This is a genomic window from Deinococcus sp. (genome assembly GCF_018260405.1).
Lineage (GTDB): Bacteria > Deinococcota > Deinococci > Deinococcales > Deinococcaceae > Deinococcus.
In genome coordinates this window covers 1-13,161 of the sequence record NZ_JAGLBG010000074.1, presented here as the reverse complement: position 1 = coordinate 13,161, position 13,161 = coordinate 1, and the positions used below count along the sequence as shown (strand labels likewise).

13 protein-coding genes are annotated in these 13,161 nt (G+C 63.2%); 5 read left to right on the top strand and 8 right to left on the bottom strand.

The genetic code is table 11. The features are described 5' to 3' along the window. The coding region (locus tag QZ269_RS09755; protein WP_367272270.1) for an ATP-binding cassette domain-containing protein at positions 1-296 on the bottom strand (296 nt) is incomplete at its 3' end. Between the two features lie 206 nt (positions 297-502). On the opposite strand from QZ269_RS09755, the gene QZ269_RS09750 reads away from it, so the two are divergent. Beyond that, positions 503-1,033, top strand: coding sequence for a hypothetical protein (locus tag QZ269_RS09750; RefSeq protein ID WP_291426521.1), 531 nt, complete (start codon positions 503-505; stop codon positions 1,031-1,033). A gap of 272 nt (positions 1,034-1,305) precedes the next feature. Beyond that, positions 1,306-1,755, top strand: coding sequence for a thioesterase family protein (locus tag QZ269_RS09745; protein ID WP_291426520.1), 450 nt, complete (start codon positions 1,306-1,308; stop codon positions 1,753-1,755). On the opposite strand, the gene QZ269_RS09740 is transcribed toward QZ269_RS09745, so the two are convergent. Then, on the bottom strand, positions 1,746-2,186 hold the full coding sequence (locus QZ269_RS09740; protein ID WP_291426519.1) for a hypothetical protein: 441 nt from the start codon (positions 2,184-2,186) through the stop codon (positions 1,746-1,748). The two genes, QZ269_RS09745 and QZ269_RS09740, sit on opposite strands and share 10 nt — an antisense overlap. A 76-nt stretch (positions 2,187-2,262) precedes the next feature. Between QZ269_RS09740 and QZ269_RS09735 the strand changes: the two genes are divergently transcribed. Both QZ269_RS09735 and QZ269_RS09730 read left to right on the top strand, forming a co-directional pair. Further along, the gene (locus QZ269_RS09735) at positions 2,263-3,663 is read left to right on the top strand and encodes a hypothetical protein (RefSeq protein WP_291426518.1); all 1,401 of its coding nucleotides are present in this window, start codon (positions 2,263-2,265) and stop codon (positions 3,661-3,663) included. A gap of 203 nt (positions 3,664-3,866) precedes the next feature. Continuing rightward, the gene (locus tag QZ269_RS09730; protein ID WP_291426517.1) at positions 3,867-6,104 is read left to right on the top strand and encodes an ATP-dependent helicase; all 2,238 of its coding nucleotides are present in this window, start codon (positions 3,867-3,869) and stop codon (positions 6,102-6,104) included. Positions 6,105-6,537: 433 nt separating this feature from the next. Here the strand turns inward: QZ269_RS09730 and trpD are convergent, their stop codons facing one another. The 4 genes from trpD to QZ269_RS09710 all read right to left on the bottom strand — a co-directional run bounded on the left by trpD (position 6,538) and on the right by QZ269_RS09710 (position 11,056). Then, complete coding sequence (gene trpD / locus QZ269_RS09725) at positions 6,538-7,608, bottom strand: anthranilate phosphoribosyltransferase (RefSeq protein ID WP_291426516.1); 1,071 nt, start codon at positions 7,606-7,608, stop codon at positions 6,538-6,540. After that, positions 7,605-8,240: an aminodeoxychorismate/anthranilate synthase component II gene (locus tag QZ269_RS09720; protein WP_291426515.1), complete on the bottom strand. Its 636-nt coding sequence runs from the start codon at positions 8,238-8,240 to the stop codon at positions 7,605-7,607. Before QZ269_RS09720 ends, trpD begins: the two co-directional genes overlap by 4 nt. 341 nt (positions 8,241-8,581) lie before the next feature. Next, complete coding sequence (gene trpE, locus QZ269_RS09715; RefSeq protein WP_291426514.1) at positions 8,582-9,991, bottom strand: anthranilate synthase component I; 1,410 nt, start codon at positions 9,989-9,991, stop codon at positions 8,582-8,584. Positions 9,992-10,249: 258 nt separating this feature from the next. After that, positions 10,250-11,056: an HAD-IIB family hydrolase gene (locus tag QZ269_RS09710; RefSeq protein WP_291426513.1), complete on the bottom strand. Its 807-nt coding sequence runs from the start codon at positions 11,054-11,056 to the stop codon at positions 10,250-10,252. A 57-nt stretch (positions 11,057-11,113) separates the two neighbouring features. On the opposite strand from QZ269_RS09710, the gene QZ269_RS09705 reads away from it, so the two are divergent. Then, on the top strand, positions 11,114-11,713 hold the full coding sequence (locus QZ269_RS09705) for a TetR/AcrR family transcriptional regulator (protein WP_291426512.1): 600 nt from the start codon (positions 11,114-11,116) through the stop codon (positions 11,711-11,713). Positions 11,714-11,729: 16 nt separating this feature from the next. On the opposite strand, the gene nth is transcribed toward QZ269_RS09705, so the two are convergent. Together nth and QZ269_RS09695 are read right to left on the bottom strand one after the other, a co-directional pair. Continuing rightward, complete coding sequence (gene nth, locus QZ269_RS09700) at positions 11,730-12,467, bottom strand: endonuclease III (RefSeq protein WP_291426511.1); 738 nt, start codon at positions 12,465-12,467, stop codon at positions 11,730-11,732. A gap of 316 nt (positions 12,468-12,783) precedes the next feature. Then, a partial coding sequence (locus QZ269_RS09695) for an ISAs1 family transposase (protein WP_291426510.1) occupies positions 12,784-13,161 on the bottom strand: 378 nt, incomplete at its 5' end.

Sequence of the window (13,161 nt, the reverse complement as noted above, 5' to 3'; positions counted from 1 at the left end):
GGAAAGAGGGCGTAACTCTGGAACACGGTATTCACGGGGCGGCGGTGCGCCGGAATCCCGGTCATGTCGCGCCCGCCGATAACCACCGCGCCCGAATCGGCCTGCTCGAAGCCCGCCAGAATACGCAGCAGCGTCGTCTTGCCGCAGCCCGACGGCCCCAGCAGACTAAAGAACTCGCCCTTGCGGATATCCAGGTCAATGTCGCGCAGCACCGGCGTTGACTGTCCACCGGCATTGCGGTACGCCTTAGATACATCTACCACACTCACGGCAGCGTCGCCAGACAGCTCGCGCACCCGCTTGCCCTTGAACACAACTGAATGAGACGGCCCGGTTATGCGCCTGTCCTCACGCCTGAACTCGCCGACAAAATCCTCGACATGAACAGCATTGTAATGGAGCCGGTGCCGGGCAAGCGTCAGCTCTGGAACACGCACGCCCCGTTCCCCAGGTGAACGAAACTCATGCGGGGCTGGCTTAAGCTGCGCTCTGGAGGTCTGGTATGGAGCATGTTCTGGTTCCCCTCGGCTTTTTTGCACTTGTCTTCGGCGCCCCTCTGCTCCGGCGCGAGATGCAGCACCGTCACCTGCTGGAAAAACTGCGGCTGGAACACACCCTCGCGCAAGAGGCCCCGACCCGCACACCGCCCGCACCGGACGACGCCGCGACGCTGGCCCTGCGCCTGCCCGAACCGCACCGGCTGTACGCCCTGGCCCTGCTGTGCCGCCTGCACGACGCCGACACCGCCAGTCTGGACACCCGCAGCACGTTTATCGTGCGCCAGGCGCAGAGCGATTACCTGCCCGGCACGCTGCGGGCCTACCTGAATCTTTCGGCCCCCGCCCGCGCCCAGTTGCAGGCCCAGGGCCATGACCCCGAAACCACCTTGCAAGAGCAGCTCGAACTGATTAGCCGGGGTGTAGACGAGGCGCTGCGCCAGGACTACGTGGCGGCCCAGCGCGTGCTGACTCAGGGCGCGTTTTTACGGCAGGTGTTTGCCGACGAGCAGGTGCCCGCAGAAGTCAGGGGGTAGTCCGGACTGCCGCTTGAACCGGGCCGTTGTGGATGCGATCCGGTGAGTGTCTGTATCAGTCGTTGACCAAGCTCAGTCTGCCTATGCTTTTTGAACTGCCAGGTTCCAGGTTAAATCTTGTGGCTTAGAGCATTTTGCAAAAAGATCGTGCTCTTTTGACCATCTTTTTGCCGAGTGGAACGAGTGAAAAAAAGAGCAGGACGGAGAATAAAGGGGGCGGCGGTGTTTTTCCGACGTGCCCATCATTTCGGAGAACTGCTCTAAGCTGAAGCGTGACCCGTCCACAACCCGCCGCCATCAGCGAATTTCCTGTCCGAGTCAAGGTGCCGACGCGCTGGGCCGATAACGATATCTACGGGCACGTGAACAACGTGACGTACTACTCGTATTTCGATACGGCGGTCAACCGCTACTTGATCGAACAGGGCGCACTGGACATTCATGGCGGCGTGGTGATCGGGCTGGTCGCCGAAACGGGCTGCCAGTTTTTTGCCCCGGCAGCGTTTCCCGACGTGCTGGAGATCGGCCTGCGGGTCGCGCACCTGGGCCGCAGCAGCGTGCGTTACGAATTGGGGGTGTTCCGCCAGCAGGAGGCGGCGGCCTGTGCCCAGGGGTTTTTCGTGCATGTGTATGTAGACCGCGCCTCACGCCGCCCCACCGAACTGCCGGGCAAGCTACGGCAGGTGCTCGAAACGTTGCTTGTCTCCCCGGCTCAGGGCTGAGGAGCCGCGCCGCCCAGTTTTTTCAGGTTGATATTGTAGGGAAACAGTTCCTGGCCCAGCAGCACGGTGCGAATCCTGCCGATAATGTGCCCGTCCGAAAGTTCGGCATGTAGAGCAGCGCGGTATTTGTCGCCGTTTTCATAGAAATTCATGTCGAGCTGGGCGCTCCCGGATGTGCCCTTAATGGTGCCGCTGCCGGTGTAGGTCTTTTTGCTTTCCAGGTTCTGCAACACGCCGTTGGCCCGGCCCGCCTTGTCCTGCACGCTCAGGGTCAGGCGGTACGGCACACGCCCGGTGACGCCATTGCCTTCGCCCTCATAGAGGCCGTTGGTGGCCTGCTCGAAGGGTGTGACGGGCGAAAAGTGTGCCCCGATGGTGCAGCTACTGAGCAAAGCGGTCAGGGCGGCAAGAGGGACAGAGGCGCGGCGCATACCAGTACGCTACCCGGCCCTCATGAAACGCAGCTGATGAGCACACGGGCGGGCCGAGTCTGCCATCATCTGTGGCATGACGTTTTCCGAACTTGACCCGCGCACCCTGACGGTTCTGGGGGTGCCCGGTGCGCTGGAGGCGGCAGCCAACCCACGGGCAACTTCCGACGTGCTCTCGGGCCTCAGTGCCCACCCCGACGCCCGCGTGCGTGCGCTGGTCGCCCAGCACCCCAACACTCCGCTGGAAATCCTAGGCAATCTGGCGGCCAGCTTTCCGCGCGAAGTCATCAGTAATCCGGGGCTACCGCTGCTGCGGCTGGCGCGGCCCAGCCTGCTGAGTGTGTTTCCGGCAGAAGGGGTGATCGCGCTGCTGAGGTTGCCCGACGTTCCGGCCTGGGTCATCGAGGGCGCGGGCCGCCACGAGGACTACACGGTGAGAACAGAGCTGGCGGCGCATCCGGCCATACAGGGCGACAGACTCGGAGCGCTGGCGCAGGACGTGGGCTGGCAGGTACGTGAGGCGGTCGCCAAGCGCCCCGACCTGCCCGCGCACCTGATTACCAGTCTGGCTGCCGACGACGACTACGACGTGCGTAAAGCAGTCGCCATCCGCACCGATCTGCCGGGCGAGGTGGTTCGCACGCTGGCCGCCGACGGGCACAGCATGGTGCGGGCGAACATTGCGCGGCGGTTGGATCTGCCGCTCGACTGCATGCTGACGCTGGCCGCTGACGGCGACAGCGACGTGCTGGCGACCCTGGCCCGCCGCGTGGACCTGCCCCTGGGCGTGCGCGAATGGCTGGCGGCCAACCCCTACGGCCCGGTGCGGGCCGCCGCGCTGCAAGCCTGGAAAGTACCCGCCGCGTGGCTGAGCAAGGCCGAGTACGACGCCGACCCGGACGTGCGGGCGGCCCTGGCCCGGCGGCCCGACGCTGGCCCCGAGCTGCTGGCGCAGCTGGCCCACGACGAATCGGAAGCGGTGCGCCGCGCCCTGCTTGACCGCAACGATCTGCCCGATGAGGCGGTGCTGGCCCTGGCAACTGCCCCTGAACCCGACATCCGGCTGCATGTGGCGAGTGCCGAAAACCTGGCCCAGAGTGTGCTAGACACCCTGCTGCAAGACTCCGACCCGAGCGTGCGAACCATTCTGGCCGTGCGGCCCGACCTGGGCGAGACGCGAATGCGGCACCTGGCGCAAGACGAGAACCCCGAAGTGCGCCGGGCGGTGGCCTTTGCCGAGCAGCTGCCGCAGAACATTCTGGAGTTGCTGGCCGCCGACCCCAATGCGGGCGTGCGCCGCAGCGTAGCGATCCGGCCCGAACTGACTGCCGGGATAGTGCAGCAGCTCGCCACCGACCCCGACGACGGCGTGCGCCTGATGATCGCCGGGCGACCAGACCTTGCGACCGAGTGGCGCGAAAAGCTCAAGCAAGACGCCGACGCAAACGTGCGGGGCGAAGCCGAAGCAACCGGCTAAAGCCTTGCTAGTCGAACCTGGCCCCGCGACGCCCCGAAAGCTGCTGAACAGGACAGCGACAAGCTTTTTGCGTGGCGCTGGTAACGGGGCGCTGGGGCTAGTAGCTGCGGAACAGAACACTACCGGTGCGCGAGAAGCACAGCGATTCACGGGAAAGCACTGTTTTACGCCCCCGACATAACCAAGCCTGCTAAACTCTTTCAGTGACCTCCGCGCCTAACTCTGACCTTCTCTCGCAACTCAACGACACGCAGGCGCAGGCCGCCGACCACTTCACCGGGCCAGCGCTGGTCATCGCGGGCGCGGGCAGTGGCAAAACGCGCACCCTGGTCTACCGCATTGCCCATTTAATTCAGCATTACGGCGTGCAGCCCGGCGAAATCCTGGCCGTAACTTTTACCAACAAGGCCGCCGCCGAGATGCGCGAGCGGGCCAGCCACCTCGTGCCGGGCGCGACTGACTTGTGGATGAGCACCTTTCACAGCGCGGGCGTGCGGATTCTGCGGGCCTACGGCGAATATATCGGCCTGAAGCGCGGTTTCGTGATTTACGACGACGACGATCAGCTGGATTTGCTCAAGGAAATCATCGGCAGCATTCCCGGCATCGGCCCGGAAACCACGCCGCGCACCATCCGGGGCATTCTGGATAGGGCCAAAAGCAATCTGCTGACGCCGAACGATTTACAGCGCAGCCACGAGCATTACATCTCGGGAATTCCGCGTGAAGCCGCCGCCGAAGGTTACAGGCGTTACGAAAGCCGCAAGAAGGCGCAAAATGCTATTGATTTTGGCGATTTAATTACAGAGACGGTAAGGCTTTTTCGGGAAGTTCCCGGCGTTCTAGACAAAGTGCAGAACAAGGCAAAGTTTATTCATGTCGACGAGTATCAGGATACGAATAAGGCGCAATATGAACTGACGCGGCTGCTGGCTTCAAGAGATAGAAACTTGCTTGTAGTGGGCGACCCCGACCAGTCGATTTACAAGTTTCGTGGTGCCGACATCCAGAACATTCTGGACTTCCAAAAAGATTATCCCGACGCCAAAGTCTATATGCTGGAGCATAATTACCGTTCCAGCGCACGGGTACTTAAAGCCGCCAACAAACTTATTGAAAACAACGCCGAGCGTTTAGATAAGACCCTAAAGGCGGTCAAGGAAGACGGCCACCCGGTCTACTTTCACCGCGCTACCGACGGGCGCAGCGAGGGCGATTTCGTGGCCGAGTGGCTGACGCGGCTGCGCGGCGAGGGCAAGGGCTGGAGCGACATGGCGATTTTGTACCGCACTAACGCGCAGAGCCGCCAGCTGGAAGAGTCGCTGCGGCGGGTGCAGATTCCGGCCAAAATCGTCGGTGGGGTGGGCTTTTATGACCGGCGTGAAATCCGCGACGTGCTGGCCTACGCCCGCCTCGCCATCAACCCCGCCGACGACGTGGCGCTGCGGCGGATTATCGGGCGGCCCAAACGCGGAATAGGCGACACGGCGCTGGGCAAATTGATGGACTGGGCACGCGAAAAGGGCACCAGCATTCTGGAAGCCTGCGCCAACGCCGAGCAGATTCTGGAACGCGGGCCGCAGAAGGTGGTGGACTTTGCCGCGCTGATGCAGGGCCTGAGCGACGCTGCCGAGGCCCACGCGCCGGGGCCGTTTCTCCGCACGGTGATGGAGGCCAGCGGCTACCTGGACATGCTGCGCCAGGAGGGCCAAGAAGGCCAGGTGAGAATGGAAAACCTGGACGAACTGCTGAACGCCGCCGAGGAATGGTCGCAGGACAACGAAGGCACCATCGCCGACTTTCTGGACGACGCCGCGCTGCTGTCGAGCGTGGACGACATGCGTACCAAAGTGGAGAACAAGGCCGCGCCGGAAGAAGCCGTTACCCTGATGACCATGCACAACGCCAAGGGCCTGGAATTTCCAGTGGTGTTTATTGTGGGGGCCGAGGAAGGGCTGCTGCCCAGCCGGGGCGCACTCACCGAGGGGCCAAGCGGCATCGAGGAGGAGCGCCGCCTGTTCTATGTGGGCATTACGCGGGCCATGGAGCGCCTGTTCCTGACCGCCGCCGAGAACCGCATGCAATATGGCAAGACCAACGCCGCCGAGGACAGCCGCTTTCTGGAGGAACTCGGCGGCCACTTCGACACCGTCGACGCTTACGGGCAGGTCATCGACTACCGGGGCAAAAGCTGGAAACAGTACCGCCCGACGGTGCCGGTGCGGGCCAGCACTGCCGGGTCGGTGGCCGTCAAAAACACCAGCCCCATGACGGCGGGCATGGCCTACCGGGGCGGCGAAAAGGTGCGGCATCCCAAATTTGGCGAGGGGCAGGTGCTGGCGGTGGCGGGTACGGGTGACAAGCAGGAGGTCACGGTGCATTTTGCCAGCGCGGGGACAAAAAAGCTGCTAGTCAAGTTCGCCAACCTCAGTCCGGCCTAAGCAAAGCGAGCAGAAGAAGAGCGGGTTCCGGGCGTGCAGCGGGCAACCCGCAAAGGCACCAGGCCGTCAACGGCACAGACCGGCAATCTGTATAAGCCACTTAGAGCCGTTCTCCGAATGAAGGGAACGTCGGAAAAACACCGCCCCCCCTTCATTCTCCGTCCTGCTCTTTCTTGTTCACTCGTTCCACTCGGCAACAAGATGGTCAAAAGAGCACCACCTTTTTGCACAATGCTCTAAAGCCCTCTGACCAAGCTGGGCCACTGTCTCCTGGACGCGCTTGAGCCTGTGCCGCCCAGGTTCTCTGCTAAGTACACTGCGTTTATCTTGTAGATAAACCGCGCGGAGCGCGTAGCAGAAGAAAGTACGTTGGAGCGGGAATGGAGAGGTTCCGGTGCTTTCCCGGAATCTCGCAATGTTAGGTTCAACGTACTTAGCTCCGCGTAAATGCTGCGTACCGCTGGAGAACGTCCCAGCCCGCGCCGCTTTTCATCACCTCACGGGCCATCTCCACGCCCTCCCTGATGCTGTCCACCTTGCCCGCCGTCCGCAGCGCCGCCCCCGCGTTCAGCGCCACAATGTCGCGCTGGGCCGGAGTGCCGCCGCCCGTGAGCAGCGCCCTGGTAATTTCGGCATTCTCGGCGGGGGTGCCGCCCACAATCGCCTCACGCGGGTGCAGACTGACGCCGAATTCCTCCGGGTGTATGATGCGGTCTACAATTTCGCCGTCGCGCAGGCCCGAAACGGTGTTGGGGCCGCAAACCGTGAACTCGTCCAGGCCGTCGCCGTAGACCACCGTCGCGCCGCTGTTGCCCAGCAGCCGCAGAACCTCAGCCAACGTGCGCGTCAGCTTCGGCTGATAGACGCCCACCACCAGATGGGTCGCGCCCGCCGGGTTGGCCAGCGGCCCCAGGATGTTAAACACCGTGCGGGCCGCCAAATCCGAACGCACAGGGGCGGCGTGGCGCAGCGCCGGGTGGTAGTTGCGGGCGAACATAAAGCCGACCCCCAACGTGTTAATGGCGTCCTCGATGACCTCACGCGGCGCGTCCAGATTGACGCCCAGGGCCTCGAGCACATCGGCGCTGCCACTACGGCTGCTGGCGGCGCGGTTGCCGTGTTTGGCGACGGGTACCCCCGCTCCCGCCACCACAAACGACGCCGTGGTGCTGATGTTGAAGGTATGCGCCCCGTCACCGCCCGTGCCCACGATGTCCAGCAGCACCTCGCGCGGCTGCACGTTGACGTGCACGGCATTTTCGCGCATAGCCTGAGCAAATCCGGCAATTTCCCCAGCGGTTTCGCCCCGCACACGCAGGGCCGCCAGCGCGGCGGCGAGGCGGGCGCTGCTCATCTCGCCCGACATGACCTCGCGCATGAAGGCGGCGGCGTCGGGCTGCGAGAGAATTTCGCCGTTCATGAGGCGGGCGTGAATGGGGGCGGCGGCGGCTTGTGGCTTATGGCCCGTAGTTTGCGGCAGGGAGGCTGGTGGAGGGTTAGTCATTTCGGCTCGCCTCTATGTTCGCGCACCAGGGTCAGGAAATTACGCAGCATGTCCATTCCGGCCTGGGTTTCTATGCTCTCAGGGTGAAATTGTACGCCATAGACGGGATATTCGCGGTGGCGAAGGGCCATCACGATTTCTTCTTGCGGGTCGGATGTCCAGGCGGTCGCCACCAGTTCGGGCGGCAGGTCACGCACCACCAGCGAGTGATAACGGGTGACGGGCACGCCTTGCGGCAATCCGGCAAAGAGGCCGCTACCGTCGTGGCGCACCTGCGAGGTCTTGCCGTGGACAGGTTGCCGGGCACGTTCTACCTTCGCGCCGAACGCTTCGCCGATACTCTGGTGGCCCAGACATACGCCCAGAATCGGGTAATGTGCGCCGAGTTCCTTAATCACGGCGACGCTTTGGCCTGCCTCTTGCGGTGTGCCGGGGCCGGGCGAAACGACGATAGCGTCGGGGTTAAGCTTGTGCACGTCGTCCAGGGTGAACTGGTCGCTACGCCAGATGGTCAATTCGCAGCCCAGTTCACCGAAATACTGCACAAGGTTGTAGGTAAAGGAGTCGTAGTTGTCGATGAGCAAAACGGTGAGTGGGGGGTGCGAAGTGGAAAGTGGGGTGGGAGATGTCATTTTCGGGCCTCCTGAACTTGAATAGACCTCTTGCGGAAGTGGGGGTAGCGCCGCCCCGAATCCCTGCTTTCGCCGAGCAGAGCGAGGAGCCGCAAACCTAATCAGAATAACCGGGCGACTTTTGCAAAAGGTCTCATGAACCGGGAAATTCGGCGCATGAGGGAATTGAGCGGCTTGAACAGTGGAGCGGTCTGGTCGGACCAGGAAACTCTGAGGTGCCGGGCCAGCGGGCACTCGGGACATAAGACGCCTCTACCACCGGCATCCCTTCTTGCCAAATCACCAAGTCGCGGGCGCTCCCCGGCCCGCCGGAAAGCTGTGACCCGCTCACCGCTGACCACTTAGAGGCCGCGTGCGGCTAATTCCACTGCCCGCATCAGCGCCGCCGCCTTGTTCCGCGTCTCCTGCTCCTCCAGCTCCGGCACGCTGTCGGCCACGATGCCTGCTCCCGCCTGAATATGAACCCTGCCGCCCGCAATCACCATTGTCCTTAGCGTCAGCGCCATGTCCATGCTGCCGTCAAAGGCCACGTAGCCAAAGCAGCCGCCGTAAGGCCCGCGCCGCACCGGTTCCAGCTCATCAATGATTTGCATGGCGCGGATTTTGGGAGCGCCCGACACCGTACCCATCGGCAATACGCTGGCAAGGGCGTGCAGCGGCGTCTGCCCTGGCCTCAGCTTGCCGGTCACGCCCGAAACGATGTGCATTACGTGGCTGTAACGCTCTACCGAAAAAGCGTCTTGCACCTTCACGCTGCCATATTCGCTGACCTTGCCAACGTCGTTGCGGCCCAAATCCACCAGCATCAGGTGCTCGGCGCGTTCCTTCTCGTCGGCCAGCAGTTCGGCGGCTAGGGCGTCGTCTTGCGCGGGCGTCTGTCCCCGCACCCGCGTCCCGGCAATTGGGCGGGTGGTCACGTTGACGCCGTCGCTCCGGAGCAAACTTTCGGGGCTGCTGGCGACCAAAGTCACCTCACCCAGTTGCAAGTACCCCAGATACGGACTCGGGTTCACCCGCCGCAAAGCCCGGTACAGCGCGAACGGGTGGAGGTCGCCCAGCTCGGCGGAAAACCGCTGGGACGGCACGAATTGAAAAATATCCCCAGCCTGGATGTACTCTTTGCCCTTGGCCACCACGTCCATGTACTCCTGCGGCGTGTGGTTGCTGGAAAAGTGCGGCGCAGCGGCGGGCTGTTGGCCGGGCACCTCCGGCAGCGGGCCGCGCAGCCGGGCGACCAGTCGGGCGACTTCCGCGTCGGCCTGGGCCTGGGTCGGGGCTGTCGCCACCGCGATCAGGCGATGCTTAAGGTGATCAAAAATCACGGTGCCACGCGGCGCGATAAAGTGCGCGTCGGGCACGTTCAGCTCGTCGGGGTTGGCGTCGGGGAGCGTCTCATACGCCCGGATGATGTCGTAGGCCGCGTAGCCCACCGCCCCGCCGATGAAGGTGGGCAGCCCCACCGGCACCTCCACCCGCCGGGTCGTGACCGCGTACAGCCGCGCCAGCGGGTCGTTTACCTCACCCTCAAACGCGCCGAATACGCCGCTGGACTTTACTTTTCCGGCGCGGTAGGTAAATCGCCCCTGTTCGCCTGCCCCGATAAACGAGTAGCGGCCCAGTTTTTCGCCCGCCTCCACACTTTCCAGCAGGAAGGAAACCGTCTCGCCCTGCGCGGCTTTCAGGTAGGCGGTAACGGGGGTGTCCAGGTCGGCGTTCAGTTCGTGTACGGCGGTATAAACAGTGTCGGGCATGTGACTCCTTACAGCAAAGAAAAATGCGCCCGGTGGTCAAAACTCCACCTGGGCGCACAGAAAACGGAAAAACAACAGCGCGTCAGCCCAGGCAATTGCCGGGCCACCACCACGCACCGTTTACGGTCATGGGGAAAGCATAGCGCGGCGAGGGGCAGCGGCTCAAGGGCGTTGCTCCAACTGCACGCCCGGAACCCGCTTCTCTCCTGCTCGCTCTGCGGCTTAGCTTTACAAGCCAAGTGATCTCACCAAATTGAGCTACGCCCGCTCCAGCCTGTCTGCCAGGGCCGCCAGATACGCCCCCAGCTCCAGATGGCTGGGCAGCTGAGCATCGGCATGTGGCTCCAGCAGCGGCAAGGTGCCAACCTGCACGGCAAATCCGGCAACTTCGAGCATCACCTCGTCGTTGTCGCTATCGCCAAAGGCCACCGTGCGTTCCAGTGCAATGCCCAGCGCCTCTGCTGCCAGGGCCAGGGCCGCCGCCTTGTCAGCCCCCGTCGGCGTCACCGTCAGAAAGTACGGGTACGGCTCCTGCCCGCCCGTGAGCACCAGATGCGGGTGACTGGTCCGCAGTTTTCCGGCGTGCCCAGCAACTTCCGGGTGGTAAAACCCGACCTTCAGGATGCCTTCTTCCGGCGCTTCCTCGATGGGACGGTACGACCGGGCGACCATCCACGGCTCGGGGTCGCGGCCAGCGGGCAAGTCCACATACAGGTGGTCACGGGTGAACAACACGGTGCGGGCGTCTTTTAATTCGTGCGCCAGCACAGCCCGCAGGTCGGCGACGTCGAAAGTCGCGCTCCGGTGCAGTGTACCCCCGACCTCAACGCGGCCCCCGTTGTTGGTGGCGATCACGTCTGGCTGCATCTGCTGACGCACCGGGGCAGGCGGGGTATCGCGCCCCGTAACAATGGCGAATTTGACGCCCAGCGCCCGCAACCGCCCCAGGGCCGCCGCCGTGTCCGGGGGCATATGTACGCCGCCGTCGGCCAGCAGGGTGCCGTCGAGGTCAAAGGCCAGCAGCAAGGGCTCGAACGGGGGCAGCGCGGGCGGGGGAACAGTCATGGTCTGAGGGTAGCAGCCTAGTTCTGACCAGATCGCACGGCGGGTTATGATGCTGCGGTGACTGTGTCCCACCCGACTGGCAACCTGCATTCTTCCGACAGCACCCGCGCCCGCATTCAAAGCGAGGCTGCGCGGCTTTTTGTGGCCAGTGGGTATCACGGGGTCAGCATGCGCGAGGTGGCCGAGGCGGTCGGCGTGACTAAACCCGCGCTGTACCACCACTTTGCCGACAAGGAATCCCTGTTTCTGGCAATGCTTGAAGGTGCCCTGTCCACGCTGGGGCGCATCGTGGCCCATGCCCATACCCAGCGCGGCATCCGGGCGCAGCTGTCTACACTGGTCGAGGACCTGCTGGCGACGGCCCCGGATCAACGGGTAGGCTTGCAACTCGCGGGCGAACTGCGCCACGTCAGCCCCGAACGCCGCACCGCCTTTGAAACCGAGTACCGCCGCGTATGGATGGGCGGCCTGAGCCAGCTTATGGAAGAAGCCCGAACACGCGGCGAACTGCGCGGCGACCTGCCCGCCGCCACCCACACCCGCGCGTTACTGGCGCTGATCTACCCGCTGGTCAGCGGGGCACCCGTTCAAGACCCGCAGCAGACGGCCCAGAGTCTGCTGAGCATCTATCTGGACGGCGGAGCGCAGCGCAGCTAACGCCAACGATGACCGCTCACTCTCTATCCCCAGACAGAACAATGCCCGCCGAGGGGCACAGCTCGAGTAGCACGCACTCGGCGCATAGTGGGCGCTGACTTTTGCAGGTTTCCCGCCCGTGATTCACGCCCGACAGGTGCAGGCCGTAGCGCAGCTCCCAGTCGCGGGGCAACGCCTCGTCGAACCACTTTTCGACCCTGTTCACGTTCCATTTTTCGGGTACCAGTTCCAGCCGCTTGGCCCAGCGTTCGATATGGCCGTCTACCGGCATAGCCGGGCGAATCAGGTCAAAGAGCAGCACCAGCGAAGCCGTCTTTTGCCCCACGCCGGGCAGGGCTTCGAGCGCTGCGCGGGCCTCGGCGTCGGGCAGGTCGCGCAAAAACTCCAGGCTCAGCCTACCGTGGGCTTCTTCCAGCGCCGCGAGCACCCCGTAGATGTAGCCCGCCTTCATGCGGGTCAGGCCGCCGCCCGCCCGCCGCAGGGTGGTTTCCAGACCGTCCGGGCCGTCGAGCAACGCCGCTTCCCACTGCGGATACGTGGCTTGCAAGGCTTCCCACTGGCGCTGGGCGACCCAGCGGGTGTTCTGCTGGGCCAGCAAGACCCGCACGACTCCACTCAGCGGCTCCGGAAAGCGGCGCGGCGCAGGCAGCACGGGCACATACCGCTGGAGCAAACGCGCAACCACGTCCAGCAAAAAGTCGGGCGGGGGGCACTGCTGGGTCAGGGACGGTTTGGCAGGAGAGCGGCGCGCCACCGCCCCAGCCTAAAGCAGCTTGCATCATTGCGCCATTTATGAAACGGCGCCCCAAAAGGCTGCATTAGAGCAGTTGTCCGGAATGATGGGCATGTCGGAACAACACCGCCGCCCCCTTCATTCTACGTCCTGCCCATTGTTTTTCACTCGTTCCACTCGGCGAAAAGATGGTCAAAAGAGCACCATCTTTTTGCAAAATGCTCTAAGTAGCTCCCAGTTACAGCGGCGCGTATCTGGGGAAAGCGCCCGAGTCCGTTAGCTCTATCCGTTAGCTTTAGGAGTCCGCTTCTACCAGCAGCCCAGGGCAACCGCAAAGTCAGGTGATTAGTTTTTCCAGATAAGCGGTGTCCATCGCGGCTTTGAAGCGCTTCGTTTCGAGACTGCCTTTTCCTGCTTGTGGACGGCGAAGTAAGTGAGCCGCCACCTGTCGGATTGTCACCCATACCTTGCCAGAATTTTTATCCTTCACGCGAGAGGCATCGTCATTGAAAACAACGTCTAGAACCCAATGCAGACTGTTTTCAATGCCCCAATGTAACCGACTTGTTCGCAACGCAAGTTCAGCATTGCCAGTCAAGCTGGTGAGGTAAAAGCGCTCTTCCACAGATGTTTTCCCCTGCACCGTTCGCGTGGCACGAACGCGCACCAGCGCGTTCAAATCCATCCACTTGTCACGACCTTCGATGAAGCTCAG

What these genes read in the sequence shown, in the direction of transcription:
- QZ269_RS09750 (WP_291426521.1), top strand. Translation starts at nt 503, where the DNA reads ATGGAGCATGTTCTGGTTCCCCTCGGCTTTTTTGCACTTGTCTTCGGC.
- QZ269_RS09740 (WP_291426519.1), bottom strand. Translation starts at nt 2,186, where the DNA reads ATGCGCCGCGCCTCTGTCCCTCTTGCCGCCCTGACCGCTTTGCTCAGT.
- QZ269_RS09735 (WP_291426518.1), top strand. Translation starts at nt 2,263, where the DNA reads ATGACGTTTTCCGAACTTGACCCGCGCACCCTGACGGTTCTGGGGGTG.
- trpD (WP_291426516.1), bottom strand. Translation starts at nt 7,608, where the DNA reads ATGACTAACCCTCCACCAGCCTCCCTGCCGCAAACTACGGGCCATAAG.
- QZ269_RS09720 (WP_291426515.1), bottom strand. Translation starts at nt 8,240, where the DNA reads ATGACATCTCCCACCCCACTTTCCACTTCGCACCCCCCACTCACCGTT.
- trpE (WP_291426514.1), bottom strand. Translation starts at nt 9,991, where the DNA reads ATGCCCGACACTGTTTATACCGCCGTACACGAACTGAACGCCGACCTG.
- QZ269_RS09710 (WP_291426513.1), bottom strand. Translation starts at nt 11,056, where the DNA reads ATGACTGTTCCCCCGCCCGCGCTGCCCCCGTTCGAGCCCTTGCTGCTG.